Raw genomic sequence first — 25,129 nt, 5'->3', positions numbered from 1 at the left:
ATTATGAGTAAGGATGCAGTTATTAGTGTATGCAGTGTTCAAAATAATGAGGAACAGGAACGTATTGAAATAGTTAGTCCAGGAACATTTGTTAAAGAAAATGATGAATTTGTTGCAACATATAATGAAACAGAACTATCTGGTTTAGGAAATACAGTAACAACATTCCGTATTGGGGAAAATTATTTTAATATGATTAGAACTGGTGATATAAACACAACTATGGAATTTAAGAATGGTAAAAGAGCAGCTATTCTTTACAACACACCACATGGTGCTTTATCTATCAGAATCAAAACTAATAAAGTAAAAATAGATATAAATGAAGATGGCGGAAAAATTAATGTAGATTATGATGTTATTGTTGCTAAAAATGAAATCATAAATACAAAACTAGAAGCCACAATCAAAGTAAAATAATAATAAATTACATTTAAGAGTTATGCACCAATGAAATGTGTGTAACTCTTTTTTTATTAATCAAGATTAGGAATTAATTTTAAGTGAAGAGTATAGGAAGGTTTTTCGTTGTTAGGTTTTGAAGGAGGGGTTAAGGGTGTATTGCTTTAATGATATTTTAGGGGTTAGTGATGAAATTAATAAAGTAAAAGCTATCGGTATGATGGCATGTCAAACTTCTTCACCGGTTTTTATTTATGGAGAAACAGGAACGGGAAAAGAGATGATGGCTCAAGCTATCCACTGTAAGTCGATCAGATATAAAAAGCCATTTGTAGCTCAAAATTGTTCGGCAATTCCAGAAAATCTTTTAGAAAGTACTTTTTTTGGTGTTAGTAAGGGGAGTTTCACTGGTGCAGTAGAAGCTGAAGGAATTTTTGAGGCTGTTCAAGGTGGGACTTTATATTTAGATGAATTAAACTCAATGGACATTTCTTTTCAGGGAAAGCTTCTCAGGGTTATACAAGAAGGTGAGTTAAGACGACTTGGAGAAAATAAAATCCGGAAGGTGGATGTGAGAATAATTGCATCTGTAAGTGAAGACCCAGAAATTTTAATTAAGACTAATAGATTAAGAAAAGATTTATATTATAGACTGAATGTTATTAGAATTGATATTCCAGCTTTGGATGAAAGAAAAGAAGATATACCACTTTTAGTTAATAGTTTTATAAGTAAACATAATTTAAAATTACAAGCTAATATAGATGGAATAACGGAGGAAGCTTTAAAAGCTATTATGAAAAAAACTTATGATGGCAATGTGAGAGAGCTTGAACATTTGATTGAGGGAGCTATTATATTGAAGCAAAAGGGTATTATTGATAGCTGCGATCTTAATATAAAAGAAAATTTAAATACTTCGTTGAAATGCAGGTTAGAGATAATGGAAAAGAAGTATATAAAAGAAGCATTGATTATATGCGATTACAATGTAAGCAGAGCAAGTGTTTTTTTGGACATACCAAGACAAACACTACAGTATAAGATGAAAAAGCATAAAATTATGTTATAAACAAAGTGGTTATCATACTGGTTTTATGTAAATTTATATAAAGACAAGTATTTGAATAAATGATATAATTATGGACAAAATAGGGAGTAGATGTTTTATGTTTTAAAATGCTACAAATATTTTGTAATAATTCTAGTAAGTAAATATGTTGTAGATTATAAAAAAGGTAGTGTATACTAAGATATATAATCAAAGTATATCTTTGGTTTTATTAGTCAAACTTATTTTTAGAGCGCTTCTTCAAGTTGAGTATAGAAGGCTTTCCCTTTAAAAATCTTTTACGATTTTCATTTTAAGAAATTTGTGCCGAATTTATATAAATGATTCCAAAATGTAGTTTAGTTTTAAAATTATAGATTAATTAGGAGGTGATCCTTTGGATAATGGTAATTTATATAGCAAAAGTGTTATAGAATTAAAGGCTATTGCAAAGGAATTAGGAATAAAGAATATTTCCAAGCTGAAAAAAAATGAGTTAATTGATGAGATAGATAAAATATCACAAAATAGTATGAGTGAAAAAATGGAGAAATCTACATTAGAACCGGCAGAAATTAAAAGAGAAGGAGTTGTTCTTAGAGAAAAAATTTCTAGGAAAAACTCAGAAGAGGATAACGATATAATGAAGGGCAATACGGAAAGTACATATAGTACGGAGATACAAATTGAAAACTCAAGCTCTGAAGTGAATAAAGATTCGGAGAGAAATAGAGAAAATTCAAGCTACGATATGAGTAGAAGTAATGGAGACGGAAATTCAGATGAAAGAGTAGTTTCAGCTGAAGAAAAAAGAGAACGTTTAAAAAGTTTAATTAGTGAATCAGAGACGGCAAAAGGTGTATTTGAATTAAGTGACAATGCTAACTTTGGACTTTTAAGAATGAATAATTATCTAAGCGGAAATGATGATATTTATGTATCTATTTCACAGGTTAGAAGATTTAATCTTAAAACAGGTGATGAAGTTGAAGGTAAGGTTAGAATGTCTAAGGATGGAGAGAAATATAAGGCTCTTCTTCAGGTTAACAAAATAAATGGAGAGAACCCAGAAAAGGCTGTTGGAAGAATGCCTTTTGAAAAACTTACTCCTATATACCCAATGGAGAGATTACAGCTTGAAACAACGGATTCTAGAGATTTATCCACAAGAATAATGGATGTTATTGCACCTATCGGAAAGGGGCAAAGGGGCGTAATAGTAGCTCCGCCTAAGGCTGGAAAAACATCTATTCTAAAGAAGATTGCACATAGTATTGCAGAGAATCATCCAGAGGTAAAGGTAATTGTACTTCTTATAGATGAAAGACCAGAGGAAGTTACAGATATGCAAAGGTCTATCAAAGGAGATGTTATTTACTCTACTTTTGATGAAGAGCCAGAACATCATGCTAAGGTTGCTTACATGGTTCTAGAAAGAGCTAAGAGAATGGTTGAGCAAGGGCAAGATGTTATTATACTTTTAGACAGCTTAACTAGACTTGCAAGAGCCTATAATTTAACAATAACGAGAACAGGAAGAACCTTATCAGGGGGATTGGATACTGGTGCGCTTTTAATGCCTAAAAAGTTCTTCGGAGCTGCGAGAAATGTTGAGGAAGGTGGAAGTTTAACTATCCTTGCAACTGCTTTAGTTGAAACTGGAAGTAGAATGGACGATATGATTTTTGAAGAGTTTAAGGGAACTGGTAATATGGAGGTTCATCTTGACAGACAGCTTCAGGAAAGAAGAATATTCCCTGCCATTGATATTTATAAATCTGGAACACGTAGAGAAGATTTATTATTTACACAAAAGCAGCTAGAAGTATCTTATGCAATTAGAAAGATAATGTATAAGACAGGAAACCCACAGATAGTAACTGAAAAATTATTAGAATTATTATCTAAAACTAAAAGTAATGATGAGTTTTTTGAAATAGTATCTAAAAATCAAGATATATTGAAGTAGAATAAAAGCAACTTTAAAGAATGAATATTTAACATATCACTCTTTAAAGTTGCTTTTAAAATAAAAAAATAGGAGAAGTAAAACTTCTCCTAACTTAAAAATATATATGATTATTCGCTTTTAAGGTTGAACTTCTTCATGAATCTGTCAACTCTTCCGCCAACATCTACATTCTTCTGCTTACCTGTGAAGTATGGATGACATTGAGAACAAATATCAACTTTTAACTCGTCTTTAACAGATCCAGTTGTAAAAGTATTTCCACATGCACATTTAACTACAGCTTCATTGTTATACTTTGGATGTATTCCGTTTTGCATTACATTTCACCTCTTTCGATATTACATATATATCCGTATTATCAACTATTAGATTATAACATATGCATATTTTTCAGTCAAGGTAATGATTTTTTTAATATTTTTTACTTACTTTGGTATTTGAACATAGAATATTAATTTGATTAATCATATCATTTCTAATAAAATATTATGTATATGATTAATGAATGAATATACTATGGAGGAATATGACAATGAGTAAGCTATACTTTAGATATGGAGCAATGAATTGTGGGAAATCAACAAACCTTCTTCAAGTAGCATTTAACTATGAAGAAAGAGGCATGAAGGCGATTATAATAAAACCTAAAACTGATACAAAGGGTGGAGAGAAAATAGTTTCTAGATTAGGGGTAACTAGACAGGTGGATTTGTGTCTAGGAAGTGAAGAGAATATTTTTAAATCAGTTGAAGATTATATAAAAGAGAATGGCGATATACATTGTATATTAGCGGATGAGGTTCAGTTTTTCAAAGCAAAACAAGTTGACGAACTTTTTAAAATTGCTGTAATACTGGATGTACCAGTAATCTGTTATGGGCTTAGAACTGACTTTCAAATGCAGGGCTTTGAGGGGAGCGAAAGGTTATTGTTACTTGCGCATAGCTTGGAAGAGTTGAAGACGATTTGTAAATGTGGTAAAAAAGCAATTGTTAATGGAAGAAAAATTAATGGTAAGTTTGTATTTGAGGGAGAGCAGGTTGCCATAGATATGGAAGATAACGTGGAGTATGAGTCTCTTTGTGCAGAGTGTTATTTTAAATTCAAAGCTATGTCAGAAGAAATGAGATAAGTAAGATGAATTCATAGGTATATTAATTTATACTCTAAGGTATTCATAAGCTGGGAGTATTATAGCTTGGAATGAGTAATAAGTAATTAAATAAAATTTCTATTTTTTACAATATGAAAATTCTTTATAAATAAGTTGTAGAAAAGGTAGGTGTAATTATGGAGAAGAAGACAACCGTTGGGGGGCAAGCCGTAATTGAAGGTGTAATGATGAGAGGAACCAAAGGGCTTGCAACTGCAGTAAGGCTTCCAAATGGAAATATTGAGATAAAGACAGAAAATAGTTCTAGTTATACTAAAAAAAATAAAATTCTTGGGCTTCCGCTTATAAGAGGTTTTGTTTCTTTAATAGAATCGTTAATAGTGGGAATAAAGAGCTTAGAGTATTCGGCATCTTTTTTTGAAGATGAAGAAGAGGAAGAGTCTAAATTTGATAAGTGGTTTGATAAAACATTTAAGGATAAGGGAGATAGTATTTTAATGGGAATATCTCTTGTTTTATCTTTAACTTTTTCAGTAATATTATTTTTTATATTGCCAACAACTTTGGCTAGTCTTATGAAAAAATATGTAACGGATAATGCTTTGGCATTAAATATATTAGAAGGTGTAATAAGAGTTTTGATATTCTTAACGTATATAGTGCTTATTGGTAAAATGAAGGATATATATAGACTTTATCAATATCATGGGGCAGAACACAAAACTATTTTCTGTTATGAAAATGGAATTGATCTAACTCCAGAAAATGCTCAAAAGTTTGGCAGACTTCATCCTAGGTGTGGAACAAATTTCATGTTCTTAGTAATGGTAATTAGTATAATTATTTTCTCATTTACAGGATGGGAATCACTTGGACAAAGGGTTGTTTCAAGAATTTTATTATTACCTTTAGTTTCAGGAGTAACATATGAAATCATCAGATGGCTTGGAAAAAGTGATAGTACTATATCAAAAATTATTGCATGGCCAGGACTATTATTGCAAAAGATAACTACAAAAGAACCTGATGAAAAAATGCTAGAGGTTGCAATCGCGTCTCTTAAGGCGGCAGAAGGGTTAGAATAGAATAAACGAGGAATAATATGAATATAAGTGAAGCATTATCAAGTGGGTATAATTTATTAAAAGAAGCTCAAATTGAGTCTTATATAATTGATACGCAGCTTTTATTAAGCAGAGTATTAAATGTTGATAAGTTATATCTAATTATGAATAGAAATGAAGAGCTATCTAAAGAGATAGAAGTAAAATTTGAGGAGCTTTTAAAAAAGAGAAAAGAAAAAATGCCAATAGCATATATTCTTAATGATGTAGAATTTATGGGACTTCATTATTATGTGAAAGAAGGAGTTTTAATTCCAAGACCAGATACTGAAATTCTTGTGGAAGAATGCTTAACAATTATAAAAAATAATCAGTTGAAAACAATATGTGATATGTGTTGTGGAAGTGGTGCCATAGGTTTAGCTATTGGAAAGCATATGGAAGACACTAAGGTCTGCCTATATGATATAAGCGATACGGCTATAGAGGTTAGTAGCAGAAACCAAGAGATTCTTGGACTTGAAAGAAGAACCAACATCATAAAAAGTGATTTGTTTGAGAGGCCTTTAAAGGAAAAGATGAAATTTGACATGATAGTTTCAAATCCGCCATATATCGAGGAACACATAATTCCAACGCTTATGGAAGATGTTAAAAATTATGAACCTCATTTAGCGTTATCTGGTGGACCAGATGGGCTAGAGTTTTATAGACGTATTTGTGAAGACGGAAAAGAGCTTTTAAATCCAAGTGGTTATATGTGTTTTGAAATAGGGTATAATCAAGAACAAGAGACTAAAGAGCTTTTAAGAGAAAACGGCTTTATTGATATATACAGCCTGAGGGATTTAGGTGGTAATTTTAGAGTTGTTATAGGGAAATTACCTTAGATGATGCTTCAAGCCTATGATTTGGCAAGCAGAACTTAAGTGAGGGTCTAAATCATTAATTTAGTATCTCGAAGTTACTCAGGTGAGTAGCTCCACCAAAATATGGTAAGGTTGAGTTTCATTAGAAATTAATAAGGAAAGATTAAGGGTGAAGGGTTATGGAAAGGATTCCTACAGAAGTCTTGGAAAAGTATTAAGAAGTTCAAAAGGAGTTTCTACATTAATTTTTCATTTTTCATCTTTCATTTAATAGTCAATGTACGTAAAATTATGTTATAATATTACGATATGAAAAGAGATTAAGATTAAATACGGAGAGTGTTATATATATGTTAGAGAGATTAGATTTTTTAGAGAACAAATATGATGAATTATCCAACAAAATTAGTGATCCAAGCATAATGGCTAACCAAAAAGAATGGCAGAAGTTATGTAAGGAGCATGCAGAGGTTGAAATTATAGTTGGAAAGTACAGAGAGTACAAAGAAGCAGAAGCTGCATTAGCAGATAATAAAGAAATGCTTAATGAAGAATCAGATAGAGAAATGAGAGAAATGATTCAAGAGGATATTAAAGCATTAACAGAGCAAGTTGAAACAGTAAGAGATGAAATAAGAATTCTTTTATTACCAAAGGACCCTAATGATGATAAGAACGTATTTATCGAAATTAGAGGTGGAGCGGGTGGAGACGAAGCAGCTCTATTTGCAGCAAACTTATTTAGAATGTACACAAGATATGCTGAAAGACATAGATGGAAAGTTGAAATTATGAGTGCTAATGAAACTGATATCGGTGGATTTAAAGAAGTTGTATTCATGGTTAAAGGCGATAAAGCTTATAGTAAGTTAAAGTATGAAAGTGGAGTTCATAGAGTTCAGAGAGTCCCAGATACAGAATCAAGTGGAAGAATTCACACATCAACTGCTACAGTTGCAGTTCTTCCAGAAGTTGAAGATGTAGATATTGATATAAACATGAATGATATTAAAGTTGACGTGTTCAGAGCATCAGGAAACGGTGGTCAGTGCGTTAATACAACTGACTCAGCAGTAAGAATGACTCACCTTCCAACAGGACTTGTTGTATCTTGCCAAGATGAAAAATCACAGTTAAAGAACAAAGAAAAAGCATTAAAAATCTTAAGAGCTAGATTGTTTGAAGCAGCTGAAGCTGAAAGAGCAAAAGGAATAGCTGATGACAGAAAGAGCCAGGTTGGAACTGGAGATAGAAGTGAGAGAATAAGAACTTACAACTATCCTCAAGGAAGAGTTTCTGACCATAGAATAGGACTAACTCTTTATAAGTTAGAAGCGTTCTTAGATGGGGATATAGATGAAATGCTTGATGCATTAATAACTACAGACCAAGCAGAAAAAATGAAAGAAATGGGTAATGGCATCTAATTTGCCTTTTAAAGGATTAGGAGAGTAGTATATGGATATAAATAAAGTCCTGAAGAAGCAAAGAAAATCTTATGTAAGATTTATGCTATCCATGGGCTTTATTTTTCTGTTATTGCCTATGGTGTTATGGCTCACAAAGCAGATAACAACATTTTTTTTAGGATATCTGGTGATTATAGAGGCATTAATACTTGCCCTTATGATTATGAGATATAATGAGGAATATCTGAAGAGTGAGCTGGTAAATGATAAAATTGCAATTTCTATACTGGGTGGGAGAGTAAAGTATAAAATCTCTTACAGCAAGGTTGCTTTAGTACATACAATTCCAAATGAGAAGTATTTTGATATCTTAATAATAACTAAATCAAATTTTAGAAATAAAAGAATGAGAGTTGTAACTAAAAAAGCCCTTGAAAAGTATTCTGATATCGAGAAGCATTACAGAAAAATAAAAATGCCTGAAAGTGGAAGCTACTATTATTTTATAGTTAGAAGAGGTGGAGCAAAGAAATACCTTTTATTAGACTTACTATATAAGTATTCAGTATCGGCTATATTTACTGAAAGTGCTGTAAAAAACATAAAAGAATATAGAAATTTGAATACGCTCTAAGGCAAAAACTTTAAAGCTGAATAAAATCAGCACTCCATAAATATATTTAAGTGAAGTTTATTATTTATGGAGGGGGATTATGAATAATACAATATTTATTATAGGGATATTTTCGGCAGTGGTATCCCTGATAGGAACTATGGTGGGTGCCTTTATAGGTGTATCTATAAAAAATCCTACTGAAAAACTTTTAGGTACATTATTGTCCATTGCGACAGGCATAATTATATCAATAATTTTTTTAGAGTTAATACCAGATTCAATAGAACATATTGGATTTTTTAAGACTCTCATTGTAATAGTTATTGGTATAGCAATAATATATCTAGTGGATAGAATGATAAAGATAGCTAATGACAGTAATCAGATTTCTGCTACGAGAATAAATCATACTAAGGTAGCAATATTAATGGCTTTAGGACTCATGATGCATAACTTCCCAGAAGGAATTATTATGGGATTTGGTTTTGTTAAGGGGTCAGGATTAGGTGTTAAAATGAGTATTTTAATATCCATTCATGATATCCCAGAAGGAATAGCGATAGCAGCTCCATTAATTGCTGCGGGCAAGAATCCATTCAAGATACTGTGGTATAGCTTTTTAGTAGCATTTCCAACAGTAATAGGTGCTTGGCTTGGTATAATAATGAATAACATATCCACAGCATTTTTGGGTTATAGTATAGCCTTTGCTAGTGGAATAATGATTTATGTTGCATTTGGTCAAATGCTGCCAGAGAGTAATGAATTAAATAAAAGTTACTCTAATGCAATGTGGATTATCATTGGTATAATATTTGGATTCGTAATGATAAATTTATTTTAACTATTAAGGTGGGGGAAAAGTGATGAAAACAAAAGTTGCGATGTTGAGTGAGAATGCCGTAGATAAGAGAATAATAAATGATGCAGCACTTAAGATAAGAGACGGAGGTATTGTGGCTTTTCCAACGGAAACTGTATATGGATTAGGAGCAGATGCTTTAAATGAAAAAGCAGTAGCTAAAATTTTTGAAGCGAAGGGAAGGCCACAGGATAACCCGCTTATAATTCATGTTGCAGATTTTAATATAGATGAGTATGTTACAGAAGTTCCAGATATGGCAAAGGATATAATGCAGAAGTTTTGGCCAGGACCAATAACAATTATATTAAATAAGAAAGAAATAGTACCAAGTATTACAAGTGCTGGACTTGATACTATAGGTATAAGGATGCCTCAAAATAATATAGCAAGGGAACTTATCAAGGCCTCAGGGGTACCAATTGCTGCACCATCGGCTAATATATCAGGAAGGCCAAGTCCGACAGATATGGAAAGCTGTGTTGAAGACTTAGATGGGAAGGTAGATTATATTATTGGAGGCGAAAACAGTATAGTTGGGGTAGAATCAACTATAGTAGATTGTACTGTTAATCCGATTTGTGTATTAAGACCAGGAGCTGTTACATTAGAGATGCTTCAAACCGTTGATAGCAATGCATACATTGATCCAGCTATATTATCAAAACCTAAAGAGGATTTTAGACCAAAGGCACCTGGAATGAAGTATAGACACTATGCTCCAAAGGCGCCAGTTAAAATAGTATCTGGTGAAATTGATAAAGTAGTTGCAAAAATTAGTGAAATGGTATTAAATTATAATGAACAAGATAAAAAGGTAGGCGTTATAGCCACTGATGAAACTAAAGATTTATATAAAAATCAAATAGTTGTATCTCTTGGTTCAAGAGAAAATTTAAATGATATAGGAAAAAACCTATTTAAGGTACTTAGAAGCTTTGATAGTATGGATGTAAACATAATACTTTGTGAAGCATTTGAGGAAGTTGGGGTTGGTACAGCGATAATGAATAGACTTAAAAAAAGTGCTGGCTTTGATATCTTAGAAGTTTAGTGGAGGTAATTTATGAAAATAGCAATTGGTAGTGACCACGGTGGATTAAGACTTAAGAAAGATGTAATTAAACATCTTGAGAAAAAGGGAATTGAAGTGAAAGACTTCGGAACGTACACAGAAGAATCATGTGATTATCCAGATTATGCAAATGCTGTTGGAAAAGCTGTAGTAGCTAAAGAATTTGACTTTGGTATCTTAATTTGTGGAACAGGTATAGGAATAAGCATAGCTGCAAATAAAATATCAGGAGTTAGAGCAGCTTTATGTAGTGATACATTTAGTGCACATGCAACTAGAGAGCATAACAATGCAAATATATTAGCTATGGGTGAAAGAGTCGTAGGACCTGGATTAGCCTTAGATATAGTTGATGCTTTTCTTGGTGCTGAATTTGAAGGCGGAAGACACCAAAACAGAGTTAATAAAATTACTGATATAGAAAAAGAATACAGTAGATAATCTAAGGAGGGTACATATAATGAGTAAAGTTACACAAATCAATCATCCATTAATACTACATAAGTTAGCATTTATGAGAGATAAAAACACAGGATCTAAGTATTTCAGAGAGTTAGTTGAAGAGGTTGCAATGCTTATGGCATATGAAGTAACAAGAGATCTTCAAACAGAAACAGTTGAAATTGAGACACCAATCTGTACGGCTAAATGCCAAATGCTTGCAGGTAAGAAAGTTGCCATAGTTCCAATATTAAGAGCAGGTCTTGGAATGGTTGATGGTATGCTTAAGCTTATACCAGCTGCTAAGGTTGGTCATATAGGAATGTACAGAGATGAAGAAACTTTAATGCCAGTAGAGTATTTCTGTAAATTACCACAAGATATTGAAGAAAGAGATATAATCGTTACAGATCCAATGCTTGCTACAGGTGGATCTGCTATTGATGCAATCAATGCTTTAAAGAAAAGAGGAGCAAAGAATATAAGACTTATGTGTCTTGTTGGAGCACCAGAAGGCGTAAAAGCTGTTATGGAAGCACATCCAGACGTTGATATATACTTAGCTTCAATTGATGAAAAGTTAAATGAACATGGATATATAGTACCAGGCCTAGGCGATGCTGGTGATCGTTTGTTCGGAACTAAATAATATTTTAATCATAAAAAGTACTAGAAATTAGTGATAATTTCTAGTGCTTTTTTGTTTGAAGAATAGACGGATAAATGAAAATAATGAATGAATGTGAAAAAATTACTTCATATTATATAATATTAGAATGAGGCCATATTTATAGATACATGAAAATATAGATAGAATAAGATTATAATTGAATATTTCGTTAGTATGAATAATCATTTTTTTGAATTAAAATGATTGTTATAATTCTAACAATTGTGGTTTAATTCGAAAATAAAAACACCACAGTCAAATGACTATGGTGTTTTTTATATAAGGTATATAGGCAAACAAATTTAGTTTTGGGAGATTATTTACCGAAATATCTGTTTAATAATCCTAAGAAAGCTTTTCCGTGTCTAGCTTCATCTTTACACATTTCATGAACTGTATCGTGGATAGCGTCTAATCCAAGTTCTTTTGCTCTCTTAGCAAGTTTTAATTTTCCATCAGTTGCGCCATATTCAGCATCAACTCTAACTCTTAAGTTTTCTTTAGTGTCAGCAACAACAACTTCACCTAATAATTCAGCGAATTTAGCAGCATGCTCAGCTTCTTCAAAAGCTATTCTCTTATAAGCTTCAGCAACTTCTGGGTATCCTTCTCTATCAGCTTGTCTGCTCATAGCTAAGTACATTCCAACTTCTGTACATTCACCAGTGAAGTTAGCTCTTAAACCTTCAACGATTTCTGCGTCAACACCAGCACCAGCACCTATTCTGTGTTCGTCAGCCCAAACTAGTTCTCCTGACATTTCTTCGAATTTATCAGCACCTACTTTACATACTGGACAAACTTCTGGAGCTGTTTCTCCTTCGTGAATATAACCACAAACTGTACATACGAATTTTTTCATAATATATTCCTCCTTAAATCAATTAAATTACATTTATTTTTATTTGCTAAAATCTTGCGTCTCATCTCTATGTATTAATCATACAACAAATAATAATTATTGTCAACGGATAATTATTATTTGTTAGTAAAATTTTTTAAAAATGTTTCGACAAGAAACAGAAAAAAATAAATGTTAATTTTTAATATAATGTTACATATGGTGTAAATGTACATATGTATTGTAACATATTAATATTGTAAAATACTACAAAAAATTCTTTAACATATAGATTGTTTCATTAATTTTTTGTAATCATTTCGTTAAAATTTAAAATAATTCAAGAGAAATCGAGCAAACAAAAGAGAAACGAAGGAACGGTGAACTAAATATTAAAAAATATGTTAATTTACACAAATTTGAATTAAAATGATATTTTTGAATATGATATTTTGAGAGTATAATATCAGCATGTGCAAGGAGTGTGAATTTATGGGGGATGAGTTAAAGCATCTATTAAAAACAATAGGCTTGTATGATTTAATAATTGGATGTATTGTTTCAATAATTTTGTGGAGATTCTTTGGAAGTGCAGCTATATTGTTTTTATCTGGAATTGTACTGGGATTTATTAATTTTTTAATTAACTCATGTGCCACAAGAAAAATGGTAGACAATCAGAAAGGTGGAGGAATAACATATATTCTATCTTTATTTGTCAGAATCATAATTATTTGTGGACCAGCCATCATTATTTTTACACAGAGTGAGGTGAGTTTTTTTATTTTCATAAGTGGGTACATTTCACAGATATTATCAATAGTATGTTATGGAGTTAATTTAAGACGACGGGAAGGGGTGTGATTTGGTGGAAGAGTCAATAATATTATTTTCTATTAATTTATTTGGTTATGAATTTCCGGTTTATTTAAGTATTTTTATACAATGGATAATTATATTTGGCACATTAGTATTGTCCATGCTATATAGCAGACAGGTAAAAATGATACCAGGTAGAGTTCAAGGTTTAGTTGAAATGGGAATAGATTTTCTTAATGGTGTAGTAGAGGATAACATGGGCGAAGGAAAAAAGAAGTTCGTGCCATATATAGGAGCTTTAGGAGTTTACCTGTTTTTATTAAATATGGTTGGTTTATTTGGAATTAAACCTCCTACTGCAGATTATAGTGTTACTCTAGGAATAGGGCTTACAACGTTTTTCATAGTTCAAGGTTATACAATCAAGAAGCTTGGATTAGTTGGGTATTTTAAGGGATATGCATCTCCAGTAGCAATATTATTACCTATTAATATAATGGAAAGAATAATGCTGCCAATTTCTCTAAGTTTGAGACTTTTTGGAAATATATTTGCAGCAACAATGATTATGGAGCTTTTATATGAGGCTCTAAATGGTATAAGCTTTATTGCAACCATAGGAATACCAATTCCATTTCACTTATATTTCGATATATTCGATGGAACTATTCAGATGATTATTTTCGTAATGTTGACAATGATAAATATCAAGATTACATCAGAGCACTAATAAAATTTATAAAGTATTTTAAATAAAAAGAATAAAGGTTAAAAATAGGAGGAATTAAAATGGAATCATCAGCATTTATAGCAGGAATGTCAGCAATTGGGGCAGGAATAGCAGCCCTAGCAGTTATAGGTGGAGGTTTAGGAACAGGTAATGCTACAGGAAAAGCAGTAGAAAGTATTGCTAAACAACCAGAAGCAAGTAGTAAAATTATGAGTGCATTAATCGTAGGAGGAGCATTATCAGAAGCAACTGCAATATATGGTTTCTTACTTGGATTACTATTAATATTATTTGGAGTAAAAGGTTAGCAGTAGTGGTCTAGAAAGGCAGGCAAAGAAGGTATGAACATTAATTTAGAAATGATAATTCAGGCAACTATAAACTTCTTTATATTTTACTTCATACTATATAAATTTGTATTTAAAAAGACTATTGCTATTATGGATTCAAGAAAGGCAGAGGTGGAAAAGTCTTTTGCCAAAGTTAAAGAGCAGGAAGATAGAGCAATACTTTTAAAAGAGCAATATGATAAAGATGTAATAAACTATAAAAATGAAGGGCTTAAGCTTGTTGAAAGTTACAAGAGAAAAGCTGATCAAGTTTATGGAGAGATTATTGAGGAGTCTAAGAAAGAGGCAAGTAATATTAAAGATAGAGCTCTTAAGGAAATTGCGAAAGAGAAAGAGAAGGCTAGAGTAGAGATTAAAGAGGAAATTGTGGACTTATCCCTTCAGCTTTCAACTAGAATTTTAGAAAAAGAAATAAGTGAGGATAAACATAGAGAGTTAATTGATGAATTTATTGCTAAGGTAGGGAGTTAAAGATGTATGAATTCTTAGATAGAAGATATGCATTAGCACTTTATGAAGCTGGTGTTGAGGCTGGTAATGTAGAGATCATCCTTCAACAGTTAAAAGAAATTGTAAATGAAATGAATTCAAACAAGGACTTTTTTAAGGTAATAAAAAATCCTCAAATAAGTAAATTTAATAAAAAGAGAATATTTAGGGAGTTATTTGAAGATTGTATAGAGCGGGAGTTACTTAACTTTCTTTTACTTACTATAGACAAAGAAAGAATACTATATTTGCGAGAGAAGTATGAGCAATTTAGACAAATTTATTTGGCAGCTAATAATATAATAATAGCTGAGGTTAGATCAGCAATACCACTAAGTAATAAGGAGAGGGAAAGCCTCAAGGTTGTGTTGGAAAAGAGATATAAGAAAACTATAATGTTGAAGCAACAGATAGACAAGTCTCTTATAGCTGGAGTTATTATACGTATTGGTGATGAAATAATAGATGGAAGTATAAAGAATAAACTTGTTGAAATAAGAAAAATTTCAGATGAAAGTTATGATGCAAGTAATGAGTCTGCTAATGCAAAAGACATAAGAAGACAACCACAAAATGGTTATAAGGAAGAAGTGCTTCATGCCAATGTAACTACAGTTATACCGTTAACTCCAGAAGAAAAAATTAAGCTTACAGCTAATTTGGAAAAGTTCTATAATAGAAAGATAGAAATAACTGAAAGCATTGATAAGGAGATACTCGGAGGAATTGTAGTTAAAATTGGGGACGATGTTACGGAGTATACAATAAAGAATAAGTTAAAGCATATTCAAAGAAGCTAGACTAAAAGTAAACATGAAGTAGAGGTGAAATTATGCATATTAAGCCTGAAGAAATAACCTCAATTATAAAGAGGGAATTAGAAAGGTATGAAAACCATGTAAATACGGTAGATTCAGGTGTAATTATACAAATTGGAGATGGAATATCAAGAGTTTATGGCTTAGATGATTGTTTAGCCGGAGAGTTAATTGAGTTTCCTAACAATGTGTATGGATTGGCATTAAATCTAGAACAGGATAATGTAGGCTGTGTTTTACTTGGACCAGAAGAAGGAATTAAAGAAGGCGATATAGTAAGAAGCACTGGTAGAGTTGTAGAAGTACCAGTGGGAGAAGCACTTATTGGAAGAGTTGTAGATGCCTTAGGAAATCCTATAGATGGTAAAGGAATAATTTGTACAAATGAATATAGACCGATAATGACGGATGCACCAAGAGTTATAGACAGACAGTCAGTTAAAACACCTATGCAAACAGGAATTAAGGCAATCGATTCAATGATTCCTATAGGTAAAGGTCAAAGAGAGTTAATAGTAGGAGATAGACAAACTGGAAAAACAGCTTTAGCTATAGATGCAATAATTAACCAAAAGGATAAGGATGTTATTTGTATATATGTTGCTATAGGCCAGAAACAATCTACTGTGGTTAATATAGTTAATACCCTAGAAAAGCATGGAGCTATGAACTATACAACAGTGGTTTCAGCTACAGCATCAAATACAGCATCACTTCAATATATTGCACCATTTTCAGGATGTTCAATGGCAGAGTACTTTATGCACAAAGGCAAAGATGTTTTAATAGTATATGATGATTTGTCTAAGCATGCTGTTGCATATAGAACAATTTCATTACTATTAAGGAGACCACCAGGAAGAGAGGCATATCCAGGGGATATATTCTATCTTCACTCAAGATTGTTAGAGCGTGCTGCAAAGCTTTCGGACAGCTTAGGGGGAGGCTCTATAACTGCACTACCAATAATAGAAACCCTAGCTGGAGATGTAACAGCATACATTCCGACCAATGTTATATCTATCACAGATGGACAAATATTTTTAGAAACTGATTTATTCCATGGTGGACAAAGGCCGGCAGTTAACGCTGGTATATCAGTATCAAGGGTAGGAGGAAGTGCACAGACTAAGGCTATGAAACAGGTTTCCTCAACTCTTAGGTTGGAGTTAGCTCAATATAGAGAGTTAGCAGATTTTACTCAATTTGGTTCAGACCTAGATAAAGAAACTGTTAAAAGATTAGAAAAAGGTAAAAGGCTTATAGAAATATTAAAGCAAGATCAGTATGTTCCAATGGATATGGAGAAGCAGGTAATAATAATTTACTGTTGTGTTAATGATTTTCTAGCCGATATACCAGTAAATAAGATAAGAGAGTTTGAAAAATTATTTTTAGAATTTATTTATACTCATCATAGAGATATTCCAAAAACTATCAAGGAAAAAGGATCTCTAGATGATGAAATTAAGAACAGTATAAACGAAGCTGTGAAAGAATTTAAGAATAGATTCACATTAGAGGCATAGTTAAATCACCTGAGGGTTTAGGAGGTGAATGATATAGGTATTGTTGGCACAAGTAATTTAAAAAAACAAATAAAGTCTATAGAAGGAATAAAAAAAGTAACTAAAGCAATGGCCTTAGTTTCAACCTCTAAGCTTAGAAAGGTAAGAGATATCCTAGATATAAATAACACTTATTATAAAACTTATGAGGGTATTGTAGAGGAAGTTGCTCCATATTTATCAGAGGAAAGTATTTATCTTAATGCCAATGAAAGTGACAAACGACTTATTATTGTTATAGCATCAGACAGAGGTATGTGTGGAGGTTATAATTATAATGTTGCAGATAGTTTGAAACAATTAGAAGTTGAGGATGAGGATAAATGTAGCCTCATTGTTATAGGAAAAAGAGGAGTAAACTTATGTAAGAGATATGGCTTTCATATTATAGAACATGATCTAAGTATTTCAGATCTTCCAAAATTAGAGGAGGCCGAGAAAATTTCAAGGTTTTGTTTAGAAAGATTTGTATCTGGTGAGTTTGGAAGAGTATCTATTATTTATACATGGTATAAGAATCCATTATTAAAAGAGGTAAAGCAAACAGATATCCTGCCTATAGATATTTCCAAAGGAAAAAATTCTTCAAGTGGAGAGTTTGATGTAGAAGGAAATTATGAAGAGTTAACAGAGCAGATTATATTACCATACTTTACTTGTAAGATAATGAATGCCCTTGTAAATTCAAAGGCTTCAGAGCAGAGTATAAGAATGGAGACCATGAACAGTGCTACAAAAAGTGCTGATGATTTAATTAGTGGATTGAAACAAAAATATAATAGATTAAGACAAGCTGAGATTACCCAGGAGATTTCAGAAATTGTTGGTGGAACTCAGAGATAAAATCGAAGAAAACTTGTAAGGTATAATTTATTAGATTGGAGGAGTGTGTTAAGGTTAAAGATAAAGTTTTAATCATTAACACCGTAAGTTGAGATGCTACAAGGAATTGGAAAAGTCATTCAAGTAATTGGACCAGTAATAGATATTAGATTTGACCAAAATTCTTTACCAAATATATATAATGCCATTGAAATAAAAATGGATGGTAGAGTGGTGGTTGCAGAAGTTGAACAACATATAGGAGATGATGTAGTTAGAGCTATAGCTATGGAGTCAACAGATGGGTTAAAAAGAGGGCTTAGAGCTGTTGATACAGGAAGGCCAATAGAAGTACCTGTAGGAGACAAGGTTTTAGGAAGACTATTTAATGTACTAGGTAAGATACAAGATGAAAATGGTGAATTAGAATGTGATAAATACTATACCATTCATAGACCAGCACCAAAATTTGAAGAGCAGTCTGTAGAACCTGAAATGTTTGAAACAGGTATAAAAGTAATTGATTTATTAGCCCCATACCAAAGAGGTGGTAAGATTGGATTATTTGGTGGTGCAGGAGTTGGTAAAACTGTACTCATCCAAGAATTAATTAATAATATTGCCAAGGAGCATGGGGGATTATCTGTTTTCACTGGAGTTGGAGAAAGAACTAGAGAAGGAAATGACCTATATAATGAAATGAAGGAATCAGGGGTTATAGATAAAACTGCCCTAGTATTTGGACAGATGAATGAATCTCCTGGTGCAAGAATGAGAGTTGCCCTTACAGGATTAACAATGTCTGAGTATTTTAGAGATCAGGGTCAAGATGTATTATTATTTATAGATAATATATTTAGGTTTACTCAAGCTGGTTCTGAGGTTTCAGCTCTACTTGGAAGAATACCAAGTGCTGTTGGATATCAACCAACTTTAGCTAGTGAGATGGGACAGCTTCAAGAAAGAATTACTTCAACCAATAATGGTTCTATTACATCTGTTCAAGCGGTTTATGTTCCAGCGGATGATTTAACAGACCCAGCTCCAGCAACAACCTTTACTCATCTTGATGCAACAACAGTTCTTTCAAGATCTATAGTAGAGCTTGGAATATATCCTGCTGTAGACCCATTAGAATCTTCATCTAGAATGATGGATCCTATAATTATTGGTCAAGAGCATTATGATATAGCTATGGAAGTTCGATATATACTTGAAAGATATAAAGAGCTTCAAGATATTATTGCAATATTAGGGGTTGATGAACTTTCTGATGAAGATAAGGTTTTAGTTAATAGAGCCAGAAGAGTTCAAAGGTTTTTATCACAACCATTTACTGTAGGAGAACAATTCACTGGTATTAAAGGAAGATATGTTCCTATTAGAGATACTTTAAAAGGATTTAAGGAAATCTTAGAAGGAAAGCATGATTCGCTACCAGAATCAGCATTCTTATTTGCTGGGACTATAGAGGATGTTATAGAAAAAGCTAAAACTATGGCATAAATAAAGGAAAAGATGTGATGGTTATGAGTAAGTATTTTAAGCTTCTTATTGTTACACCTGAAGAAGAATTTTATACTGGAAATATTTTGAGTTTAAACTGTAAAACTACTGAGGGGAGCAGGGGAATCCTGCCTAATCACTGTGCAATGATAACAGGGTTAGTACCTGGTGTTACAAAATTTAAAGATACAGAAGAAAAGGAGTATGAGGTAGAGACAGCTTCAGGAATATTAAAGGTAAAAGATAATGAAGTAATAATGCTTTGTAATTCAGCAAAGTGGGCTGAGAAAACTTCAAAAGAATAATTAATACGTAGTGAGTATTAATAAAAGAGACTAGGGATTTAAAGAGATAAATTCCTAGTCTCTTTTATGATGAAAAATTAAAGCTGAAAAGTGAAGGGTTTAGGATGAACTTGAATAAAAGCTAAAAGCACCGTAATCAATAAGATTACGGTGCTTTTAATTTATGGGTATATAGGCAAACAAATTTATTGGGTAACTCCACGATATTTTGTGGAGTTACATTAGAGGTACTAAATCTTAGATTTAGATTCTCATTTAAGGGAGATTATTTACCGAAATATCTGTTTAATAATCCTAAGAAAGCTTTTCCGTGTCTAGCTTCATCTTTACACATTTCATGAACTGTATCGTGGATAGCGTCTAATCCAAGTTCTTTTGCTCTCTTAGCAAGTTTTAATTTTCCATCAGTTGCGCCATATTCAGCTTCAACTCTAACTCTTAAGTTTTCTTTAGTGTCAGCAGCAACAACTTCACCTAATAATTCAGCGAATTTAGCAGCATGCTCAGCTTCTTCAAAAGCTATTCTCTTATAAGCTTCAGCAACTTCTGGGTATCCTTCTCTATCAGCTTGTCTGCTCATAGCTAAGTACATTCCAACTTCTGTACATTCACCAGTGAAGTTAGCTCTTAAACCTTCAACGATTTCTGCGTCAACACCAGCACCAGCACCTATTCTGTGTTCGTCAGCCCAAACTAGTTCTCCTGACATTTCTTCAAATTTATCAGCACCTACTTTACATACTGGACAAACTTCTGGAGCTGTTTCTCCTTCGTGAATATAACCACAAACTGTACATACGAATTTTTTCATAATATATTCCTCCTTAAATCATATCAATTATATTTATTTTTTATTTGCTAAAATCTTGCGTCTCATCTCTATGTACTAATCATACAACAATAAATAATTAATGTCAACGGATAATTATTATTTATTAGTGTTTTTTTATAAAAAGATTTCGACAAAATTTTATTTACAGTTTAAAAAGCAATAAGATTTAAGGTATATAGATTTTATATTTACAAATAATAAAATATACCCTAAGTGAATAACTAGGACTTTTATAGTGCATCGATGCTTTAATAATATGAAGCTATTTCTAAAGATAGTTTTTAAAGGTGTGTAAGGAGTGGGTGATGATGAATGAGGAGTGTTTAAAACTCATTAAAGATATTGGTAAGTACGACTTTGTTATTGCATTGATAACGACGATAATTTTAATTCCATTATTGGGAGGGGGTGCTGGTTTATTTTCACTAGGAATAGCTTGTAGTTTTATAAATTTTATCATTAATTCTTATGCCAATAACATAGTGAGTTGTATTAAAAATAGCTTTAGCGCAGTTTTATATTTAGTGTTTTATGCTGTTAGAATTGGCGTTGTTTGCACTATAGCCATTATTCTTATCATGAGAAATGATTTGTTTTTCTTTGCTTTTATTGCAGGTTATTCAGCACAGATTTTTTCTCTTGTTGTGTATGGACTCAAATTAAAAATTAGAGAGGGGGTATAGGCATATGGAGGAATTAAAGGTTTGGTTTACTCTTAATCTTTTTGGGTATTCATTTGATGTAACCTCGGCTTTGCTAATTCAATGGGCAATAGTAGCTTTAGCTTTAATATTATCAACGTTTTACAGCGGCACACTAAAAAAGCATCCAGGAAGGCTTCAAACAACAATAGAAGCGGGGATTGAGTTTGCATCTAAGACTGTTGAAGAAAATATGGGGAATGATAGCAAGAAGTTTGTTCCATACATTGGAGCACTAGCAATATATTTATTTTTGCTAAATATGGTAGGCTTATTTGGTGTTAAACCTCCAACTGCTGATTATAGTGTATCTTTAGGCCTCGCAATAACGAGCTTTTTAGTAATTCAAGGATATACAATTAAAAAGTTAGGAATAGGAGGATATTTTAAGGGATATGCTTCCCCATTAGCTGTGTTATTGCCTATAAACGTAATGGAAAGGATTATGCTTCCAGTTTCATTAAGTTTAAGACTTTATGGAAATATTTTTGCAGCAACAATGATAATGGAATTGATTTATGAGACATTGTTGGGCTTTAACTTTATTACGGCAATAGTAATACCAATACCATTTCATTTTTATTTTGATTTATTTGATGGAACTATACAGATGGTTATTTTTGTTATGTTAACTATGATAAATATAAAAATTACAGCAGGGCACTAAAGTTCTTATTAAATTATAAAACATATTTAAAGGAGGAAGTATTATGGATTTAGCATCAATGGCAGCATTAGGAGCAGGGATTGCAGCGTTAGGAGTTATCGGAGGAGGAATAGGAACTGGTATAGCGGCAGGCAGAGCTGCGGAAGGTATATCTAAACAGCCTGAGGCAAGTGGGAAAATAATGAGTGCAATGATTGTAGGGGGAGCCTTGTCAGAGGCTACTGCAATTTATGGCTTCTTGATTGGATTACTTCTAATATTATTTGGTGTAAGAGGCTAAGTTTATGAACATAAGTGTAGGAATGATAATATTCTCTACAATAAACTTTTTAATATTTTATCTTATAATGAAAAAGTTCTTTTTTGAAAAAACCCTGGCCGTAATAGATGAAAGAAAAATGGAAGTGGAAAGTTCTTTTAAAAAGGCCAGTGACGAGGAAGCTCGGGCTGAACTATTAAAAAGTAAGTATGAAGAGGATATAAAAAGATTTAATAATGAAGGAATGCAGCTAGTAGAAAGCTATAAGGAAAAGGCTGACAGAATCTATTCAGAAATAGTTGAAGAATCTAACAAAGAAGCAGTGAATATTAAAGAAAAAGCCATTAAAGAAATAGAGAGAGAAAGGGCCATAGCGAATAAAGAAATGAAGCAGGAAATTATAGAGTTATCTATGGAACTTGCAGAGAAAACTTTAGAAAGAGAGATTGATTCAAATCGTCATAAGGAATTAATTGATGAGTTTATCGCTAAGGTTGGTATTTAAAAATGTATGAGTTTTTAGATAGAAGATATGCCTTTGCTCTGTATAAAGCTTGCTCAGAAGTTGGTAATACAGATTTAGTTCTTGAGGAGTTAGGTGAAATTGTTGATGAGATGGAAGCGAATGAAGGGTTAAGAAAAATAATTAAGAATCCCCAAATAAATAGATATAACAAGAAGAGAATTTTTATAGAAATGTTTGATGGTGACATAGAAGATGAACTTTTAAACTTTTTATTACTGTTGATTGATAAAGGAAGAATTCTTTATTTAAAGGAAAAGTATATTCAGTTCAAACAGATATATCTTAAAAGACATAATACAGTTTTAGCAAAGGTTAAATCTGTAATTCCTCTTGATGAAAATCAAAAAGAGGATCTGAAAAGCAAATTAGAAAAAGAGTATAAAAAGAAAATTATTATGGAAGAGGAAATTGATAAAGCCCTTATTGGTGGTGTTTTAGTTACTGTTGGAAATGAAGTTATAGATGGTACTATTAGAGCTCGCTTAGAAGCATTAGAGGAAGTTGCTGAAGGTAACGTAGTAAACAGATATAACTATGGTGAGTTTGATAAAGTTTTAGAAGCGGTTGTTTCTACATCAAAGCACCTTGCTGAAGAAGATATTATGAAATTAAGAAAGTGGCTAAAGACATTCTATAAGAGAAATATCAACATAATTATTGATGAGGATAAGGATAAATATAGGAATAAGGAATTAGTGGTTACTATAGGAAGTGATGTGCTTACTAAGTCTTATATGGAGAACTTATCAAGTTCAGAAGGTGAGGTTAAGGAACTTAAAAATCCTGATGATTATCTGGCATAGAATAGAGGTGGAATTATGCATATTAAACCAGGGGAGATAACATCAATTATAAAAAGAGAGCTAGAGAGATATGAAAATCACATAAATACAATAGACTCTGGGACTATAATTCAAATTGGTGATAGAATAGCTAGAATTTATGGATTAGATGATTGTCTTCAAGGAGAGTTATTAGAGTTTCCAAACAACGTATATGGTATTGCTTTAAATCTAGAGCAGGACAATGTTGGTTGTGTGCTTTTAGGTTCAGAAGAAGGAATAAGAGAGGGAGATATAGTTAAGAGAACTGGAAGAGTTGTAGAAGTTCCGGTGGGTGAAGAGTTAATAGGCAGAGTTGTAGATGCATTAGGTAATCCGATTGATGGTAAGGGTGTTATTACAGCTACTCAGTATAGACCTATAGAAGTTGAAGCACCGGGGGTAATTGATAGACAGTCAGTTAATAACCCAATGCAGACAGGAATAAAGGCAATTGATTCAATGATTCCAATTGGAAAAGGGCAAAGAGAGTTAATTGTTGGGGACAGACAGACTGGTAAAAGTGCTATTGCAATAGATGCAATCATAAATCAAAAAGGGAAAAATATGACTTGTGTTTATGTAGCAATAGGACAAAAACAGTCTACAGTTGCCAATATAGTTAATATGCTTACTAAAGAAGGGGCTATGGATTACACCATAGTTGTAGCTGCCACAGCTTCAGAGGCTTCATCACTTCAATATATTGCACCGTTTGCAGGCTGTTCTATGGCTGAATATTTTATGTATAAAGGTGAAGATGCATTAATTGTATATGATGATTTATCTAAGCATGCAGTTGCATATAGAACTATGTCATTATTACTACGAAGACCACCAGGAAGAGAAGCATATCCAGGAGATGTATTCTATCTTCACTCAAGGCTTTTGGAAAGGGCAGCTAGACTTTCTGATGAATTAGGGGGAGGGTCCCTTACAGCATTGCCTTTAATAGAAACATTAGCTGGTGACGTTACAGCGTATATTCCTACAAATGTTATTTCAATAACCGATGGACAGATTTTCTTAGAGTCAGATTTGTTTCATGCAGGTCAAAAGCCAGCTGTAAATGCAGGAATATCAGTTTCAAGAGTTGGTGGAAGTGCTCAAATAAAGGCAATGAAGCAAGTTGCTGGGACTTTAAGATTAGAACTAGCACAATATAGAGAGCTTGTTAATTTTACTCAGTTTGGTTCCGATTTAGATAAGGATACAGTGAAAAGATTAGAGAAGGGTAAGAGGCTTACAGAGATTTTGAAACAAGATCAATATTCCCCTATGGATGTAGAAAAAGAAGTAATTATTATTTATTGCGGAGTTAAAGACTTTTTAAGTGATATTCCAGTTAATAGAGTGAGAGATTTTGAAAAAGAATTTTTAGAGTATATATATACTCATCATAGAGATATTCCAAGTGAAATTAGAGAGAAAAAGGCGTTAGATTCTAATCTAGAAGGTAGATTGAATGATGCTATTCTTGAATTTAAACAAGTATTTATAAAGCGAGGATAGAAATCACCTAAAGCATAG

General features: G+C 32.3%; 30 protein-coding genes. 27 read left to right on the top strand and 3 right to left on the bottom strand.

Features of this window, described 5'->3' with window-relative positions; translation table 11 throughout:
* Nucleotides 1-3 precede the first annotated feature (3 nt).
* The 3 genes from BN1075_RS09035 (at nt 4) to rho (ending at nt 3,422) form a co-directional block, all read left to right on the top strand.
* A complete protein-coding gene (locus BN1075_RS09035) occupies nt 4-420 on the top strand; it encodes a YwiB family protein (protein WP_040192778.1) in 417 nt (138 codons plus the stop codon).
* Between the two features lie 136 nt (nt 421-556).
* Nucleotides 557-1,474 carry a sigma-54 interaction domain-containing protein gene (locus BN1075_RS09030; protein ID WP_040192777.1) on the top strand — a complete coding sequence of 306 codons (918 nt, stop codon included), beginning with the start codon at nt 557-559 and terminating at the stop codon, nt 1,472-1,474.
* A 376-nt stretch (nt 1,475-1,850) separates the two neighbouring features.
* Nucleotides 1,851-3,422: a transcription termination factor Rho gene (gene rho, locus BN1075_RS09025; RefSeq protein WP_040192776.1), complete on the top strand. Its 1,572-nt coding sequence runs from the start codon at nt 1,851-1,853 to the stop codon at nt 3,420-3,422.
* A 110-nt stretch (nt 3,423-3,532) separates the two neighbouring features.
* Here the strand turns inward: rho and rpmE are convergent, their stop codons facing one another.
* Complete coding sequence (gene rpmE, locus BN1075_RS09020) at nt 3,533-3,742, bottom strand: 50S ribosomal protein L31 (protein ID WP_040192775.1); 210 nt, start codon at nt 3,740-3,742, stop codon at nt 3,533-3,535.
* A gap of 215 nt (nt 3,743-3,957) precedes the next feature.
* Here rpmE and BN1075_RS09015 point away from each other — a divergent pair, with 215 nt between their 5' ends.
* The 9 genes from BN1075_RS09015 (at nt 3,958) to upp (ending at nt 11,524) form a co-directional block, all read left to right on the top strand.
* Entirely contained in the window at nt 3,958-4,557 is a 600-nt protein-coding gene (locus tag BN1075_RS09015) for a thymidine kinase (RefSeq protein ID WP_040192774.1), read from the top strand.
* A gap of 158 nt (nt 4,558-4,715) precedes the next feature.
* The gene (locus tag BN1075_RS09010) at nt 4,716-5,624 is read left to right on the top strand and encodes a DUF1385 domain-containing protein (RefSeq protein ID WP_040192773.1); all 909 of its coding nucleotides are present in this window, start codon (nt 4,716-4,718) and stop codon (nt 5,622-5,624) included.
* 17 nt (nt 5,625-5,641) lie between these two features.
* Nucleotides 5,642-6,493: a peptide chain release factor N(5)-glutamine methyltransferase gene (gene prmC, locus BN1075_RS09005; RefSeq protein WP_040192772.1), complete on the top strand. Its 852-nt coding sequence runs from the start codon at nt 5,642-5,644 to the stop codon at nt 6,491-6,493.
* 329 nt (nt 6,494-6,822) lie between these two features.
* The gene (prfA, locus tag BN1075_RS09000) at nt 6,823-7,899 is read left to right on the top strand and encodes a peptide chain release factor 1 (RefSeq protein ID WP_040192771.1); all 1,077 of its coding nucleotides are present in this window, start codon (nt 6,823-6,825) and stop codon (nt 7,897-7,899) included.
* Between the two features lie 31 nt (nt 7,900-7,930).
* A complete protein-coding gene (locus BN1075_RS08995; RefSeq protein ID WP_040192770.1) occupies nt 7,931-8,515 on the top strand; it encodes a hypothetical protein in 585 nt (194 codons plus the stop codon).
* Between the two features lie 79 nt (nt 8,516-8,594).
* Nucleotides 8,595-9,341: a ZIP family metal transporter gene (locus BN1075_RS08990; RefSeq protein ID WP_040192769.1), complete on the top strand. Its 747-nt coding sequence runs from the start codon at nt 8,595-8,597 to the stop codon at nt 9,339-9,341.
* A gap of 22 nt (nt 9,342-9,363) precedes the next feature.
* Nucleotides 9,364-10,413: an L-threonylcarbamoyladenylate synthase gene (locus tag BN1075_RS08985; protein ID WP_040192768.1), complete on the top strand. Its 1,050-nt coding sequence runs from the start codon at nt 9,364-9,366 to the stop codon at nt 10,411-10,413.
* A gap of 12 nt (nt 10,414-10,425) precedes the next feature.
* Nucleotides 10,426-10,875, top strand: a complete 450-nt coding sequence (rpiB, locus tag BN1075_RS08980) for a ribose 5-phosphate isomerase B (RefSeq protein WP_040192767.1) — start codon at nt 10,426-10,428, stop codon at nt 10,873-10,875.
* 19 nt (nt 10,876-10,894) lie between these two features.
* Complete coding sequence (gene upp / locus BN1075_RS08975; protein ID WP_040192766.1) at nt 10,895-11,524, top strand: uracil phosphoribosyltransferase; 630 nt, start codon at nt 10,895-10,897, stop codon at nt 11,522-11,524.
* Between the two features lie 337 nt (nt 11,525-11,861).
* Here the strand turns inward: upp and BN1075_RS08970 are convergent, their stop codons facing one another.
* Nucleotides 11,862-12,407 (bottom strand): NADH peroxidase, encoded by a 546-nt coding sequence (locus BN1075_RS08970; protein ID WP_040192765.1) that lies wholly within the window; start codon nt 12,405-12,407, stop codon nt 11,862-11,864.
* 471 nt (nt 12,408-12,878) lie between these two features.
* Between BN1075_RS08970 and BN1075_RS08965 the strand changes: the two genes are divergently transcribed.
* The 9 genes from BN1075_RS08965 to atpC all read left to right on the top strand — a co-directional run bounded on the left by BN1075_RS08965 (nt 12,879) and on the right by atpC (nt 19,793).
* Nucleotides 12,879-13,250, top strand: coding sequence for an ATP synthase subunit I (locus BN1075_RS08965; RefSeq protein WP_040192764.1), 372 nt, complete (start codon nt 12,879-12,881; stop codon nt 13,248-13,250).
* A gap of 4 nt (nt 13,251-13,254) precedes the next feature.
* Nucleotides 13,255-13,935 (top strand): F0F1 ATP synthase subunit A, encoded by a 681-nt coding sequence (locus BN1075_RS08960; RefSeq protein ID WP_040192917.1) that lies wholly within the window; start codon nt 13,255-13,257, stop codon nt 13,933-13,935.
* A gap of 59 nt (nt 13,936-13,994) precedes the next feature.
* Nucleotides 13,995-14,243 carry an ATP synthase F0 subunit C gene (atpE, locus tag BN1075_RS08955; protein ID WP_040192763.1) on the top strand — a complete coding sequence of 83 codons (249 nt, stop codon included), beginning with the start codon at nt 13,995-13,997 and terminating at the stop codon, nt 14,241-14,243.
* A 33-nt stretch (nt 14,244-14,276) separates the two neighbouring features.
* The gene (locus tag BN1075_RS08950) at nt 14,277-14,756 is read left to right on the top strand and encodes a F0F1 ATP synthase subunit B (protein WP_040192762.1); all 480 of its coding nucleotides are present in this window, start codon (nt 14,277-14,279) and stop codon (nt 14,754-14,756) included.
* Nucleotides 14,757-14,758: 2 nt separating this feature from the next.
* Nucleotides 14,759-15,574 (top strand): F0F1 ATP synthase subunit delta, encoded by an 816-nt coding sequence (locus tag BN1075_RS08945; RefSeq protein WP_040192761.1) that lies wholly within the window; start codon nt 14,759-14,761, stop codon nt 15,572-15,574.
* 32 nt (nt 15,575-15,606) lie between these two features.
* A complete protein-coding gene (gene atpA / locus BN1075_RS08940) occupies nt 15,607-17,121 on the top strand; it encodes a F0F1 ATP synthase subunit alpha (RefSeq protein ID WP_040192760.1) in 1,515 nt (504 codons plus the stop codon).
* A 24-nt stretch (nt 17,122-17,145) separates the two neighbouring features.
* Entirely contained in the window at nt 17,146-18,003 is an 858-nt protein-coding gene (gene atpG, locus BN1075_RS08935) for an ATP synthase F1 subunit gamma (protein WP_052406487.1), read from the top strand.
* Nucleotides 18,004-18,096: 93 nt separating this feature from the next.
* Complete coding sequence (atpD, locus tag BN1075_RS08930) at nt 18,097-19,488, top strand: F0F1 ATP synthase subunit beta (RefSeq protein ID WP_040192759.1); 1,392 nt, start codon at nt 18,097-18,099, stop codon at nt 19,486-19,488.
* Nucleotides 19,489-19,511: 23 nt separating this feature from the next.
* Nucleotides 19,512-19,793 (top strand): ATP synthase F1 subunit epsilon, encoded by a 282-nt coding sequence (atpC, locus tag BN1075_RS08925; RefSeq protein ID WP_040192915.1) that lies wholly within the window; start codon nt 19,512-19,514, stop codon nt 19,791-19,793.
* Nucleotides 19,794-20,058: 265 nt separating this feature from the next.
* Here the strand turns inward: atpC and BN1075_RS08920 are convergent, their stop codons facing one another.
* Nucleotides 20,059-20,604: an NADH peroxidase gene (locus BN1075_RS08920; RefSeq protein ID WP_040192758.1), complete on the bottom strand. Its 546-nt coding sequence runs from the start codon at nt 20,602-20,604 to the stop codon at nt 20,059-20,061.
* A gap of 326 nt (nt 20,605-20,930) precedes the next feature.
* On the opposite strand from BN1075_RS08920, the gene BN1075_RS08915 reads away from it, so the two are divergent.
* The 6 genes from BN1075_RS08915 to atpA (BN1075_RS08890) are packed head-to-tail and all read left to right on the top strand — an operon-like array spanning nt 20,931 to nt 25,111.
* Nucleotides 20,931-21,308 carry a hypothetical protein gene (locus BN1075_RS08915; RefSeq protein WP_148315483.1) on the top strand — a complete coding sequence of 126 codons (378 nt, stop codon included), beginning with the start codon at nt 20,931-20,933 and terminating at the stop codon, nt 21,306-21,308.
* 4 nt (nt 21,309-21,312) lie between these two features.
* Nucleotides 21,313-21,993 (top strand): F0F1 ATP synthase subunit A, encoded by a 681-nt coding sequence (locus tag BN1075_RS08910; RefSeq protein ID WP_040192756.1) that lies wholly within the window; start codon nt 21,313-21,315, stop codon nt 21,991-21,993.
* Nucleotides 21,994-22,036: 43 nt separating this feature from the next.
* Complete coding sequence (gene atpE, locus BN1075_RS08905; protein ID WP_040192755.1) at nt 22,037-22,273, top strand: ATP synthase F0 subunit C; 237 nt, start codon at nt 22,037-22,039, stop codon at nt 22,271-22,273.
* A gap of 4 nt (nt 22,274-22,277) precedes the next feature.
* Nucleotides 22,278-22,757: a F0F1 ATP synthase subunit B gene (locus BN1075_RS08900; RefSeq protein WP_040192754.1), complete on the top strand. Its 480-nt coding sequence runs from the start codon at nt 22,278-22,280 to the stop codon at nt 22,755-22,757.
* A gap of 2 nt (nt 22,758-22,759) precedes the next feature.
* On the top strand, nt 22,760-23,581 hold the full coding sequence (locus BN1075_RS21125; protein ID WP_040192753.1) for a F0F1 ATP synthase subunit delta: 822 nt from the start codon (nt 22,760-22,762) through the stop codon (nt 23,579-23,581).
* Between the two features lie 15 nt (nt 23,582-23,596).
* Nucleotides 23,597-25,111, top strand: a complete 1,515-nt coding sequence (atpA, locus tag BN1075_RS08890) for a F0F1 ATP synthase subunit alpha (RefSeq protein ID WP_040192751.1) — start codon at nt 23,597-23,599, stop codon at nt 25,109-25,111.
* Nucleotides 25,112-25,129: the final 18 nt, after the last annotated feature.

This window comes from Clostridium culturomicium, assembly GCF_000821305.1.
GTDB classification, from domain to species: domain Bacteria; phylum Bacillota; class Clostridia; order Clostridiales; family Clostridiaceae; genus Clostridium_J; species Clostridium_J culturomicium.
Note: the sequence above shows the minus strand (reverse complement) of the source record. Positions and strands in the feature narration are given on the sequence as shown.

Excerpts from the sequence above, each read along its gene's own strand:
- BN1075_RS08900 (WP_040192754.1), top strand. The coding sequence starts at position 22,278 with ATGAACATAAGTGTAGGAATGATAATATTCTCTACAATAAACTTTTTA.
- rpmE (WP_040192775.1), bottom strand. The coding sequence starts at position 3,742 with ATGCAAAACGGAATACATCCAAAGTATAACAATGAAGCTGTAGTTAAA.
- BN1075_RS08985 (WP_040192768.1), top strand. The coding sequence starts at position 9,364 with ATGAAAACAAAAGTTGCGATGTTGAGTGAGAATGCCGTAGATAAGAGA.
- atpA (WP_040192760.1), top strand. The coding sequence starts at position 15,607 with ATGCATATTAAGCCTGAAGAAATAACCTCAATTATAAAGAGGGAATTA.
- BN1075_RS08965 (WP_040192764.1), top strand. The coding sequence starts at position 12,879 with ATGGGGGATGAGTTAAAGCATCTATTAAAAACAATAGGCTTGTATGAT.
- BN1075_RS08945 (WP_040192761.1), top strand. The coding sequence starts at position 14,759 with ATGTATGAATTCTTAGATAGAAGATATGCATTAGCACTTTATGAAGCT.
- upp (WP_040192766.1), top strand. The coding sequence starts at position 10,895 with ATGAGTAAAGTTACACAAATCAATCATCCATTAATACTACATAAGTTA.
- atpA (WP_040192751.1), top strand. The coding sequence starts at position 23,597 with ATGCATATTAAACCAGGGGAGATAACATCAATTATAAAAAGAGAGCTA.
- prmC (WP_040192772.1), top strand. The coding sequence starts at position 5,642 with ATGAATATAAGTGAAGCATTATCAAGTGGGTATAATTTATTAAAAGAA.
- BN1075_RS08990 (WP_040192769.1), top strand. The coding sequence starts at position 8,595 with ATGAATAATACAATATTTATTATAGGGATATTTTCGGCAGTGGTATCC.
- BN1075_RS09035 (WP_040192778.1), top strand. The coding sequence starts at position 4 with ATGAGTAAGGATGCAGTTATTAGTGTATGCAGTGTTCAAAATAATGAG.
- BN1075_RS08920 (WP_040192758.1), bottom strand. The coding sequence starts at position 20,604 with ATGAAAAAATTCGTATGTACAGTTTGTGGTTATATTCACGAAGGAGAA.
- BN1075_RS08995 (WP_040192770.1), top strand. The coding sequence starts at position 7,931 with ATGGATATAAATAAAGTCCTGAAGAAGCAAAGAAAATCTTATGTAAGA.
- atpC (WP_040192915.1), top strand. The coding sequence starts at position 19,512 with ATGAGTAAGTATTTTAAGCTTCTTATTGTTACACCTGAAGAAGAATTT.
- BN1075_RS08950 (WP_040192762.1), top strand. The coding sequence starts at position 14,277 with ATGAACATTAATTTAGAAATGATAATTCAGGCAACTATAAACTTCTTT.
- BN1075_RS08915 (WP_148315483.1), top strand. The coding sequence starts at position 20,931 with ATGATGAATGAGGAGTGTTTAAAACTCATTAAAGATATTGGTAAGTAC.
- BN1075_RS21125 (WP_040192753.1), top strand. The coding sequence starts at position 22,760 with ATGTATGAGTTTTTAGATAGAAGATATGCCTTTGCTCTGTATAAAGCT.
- atpE (WP_040192763.1), top strand. The coding sequence starts at position 13,995 with ATGGAATCATCAGCATTTATAGCAGGAATGTCAGCAATTGGGGCAGGA.
- atpD (WP_040192759.1), top strand. The coding sequence starts at position 18,097 with ATGCTACAAGGAATTGGAAAAGTCATTCAAGTAATTGGACCAGTAATA.
- BN1075_RS09010 (WP_040192773.1), top strand. The coding sequence starts at position 4,716 with ATGGAGAAGAAGACAACCGTTGGGGGGCAAGCCGTAATTGAAGGTGTA.
- rpiB (WP_040192767.1), top strand. The coding sequence starts at position 10,426 with ATGAAAATAGCAATTGGTAGTGACCACGGTGGATTAAGACTTAAGAAA.
- atpE (WP_040192755.1), top strand. The coding sequence starts at position 22,037 with ATGGATTTAGCATCAATGGCAGCATTAGGAGCAGGGATTGCAGCGTTA.
- BN1075_RS08970 (WP_040192765.1), bottom strand. The coding sequence starts at position 12,407 with ATGAAAAAATTCGTATGTACAGTTTGTGGTTATATTCACGAAGGAGAA.
- BN1075_RS09015 (WP_040192774.1), top strand. The coding sequence starts at position 3,958 with ATGAGTAAGCTATACTTTAGATATGGAGCAATGAATTGTGGGAAATCA.
- BN1075_RS08910 (WP_040192756.1), top strand. The coding sequence starts at position 21,313 with ATGGAGGAATTAAAGGTTTGGTTTACTCTTAATCTTTTTGGGTATTCA.
- prfA (WP_040192771.1), top strand. The coding sequence starts at position 6,823 with ATGTTAGAGAGATTAGATTTTTTAGAGAACAAATATGATGAATTATCC.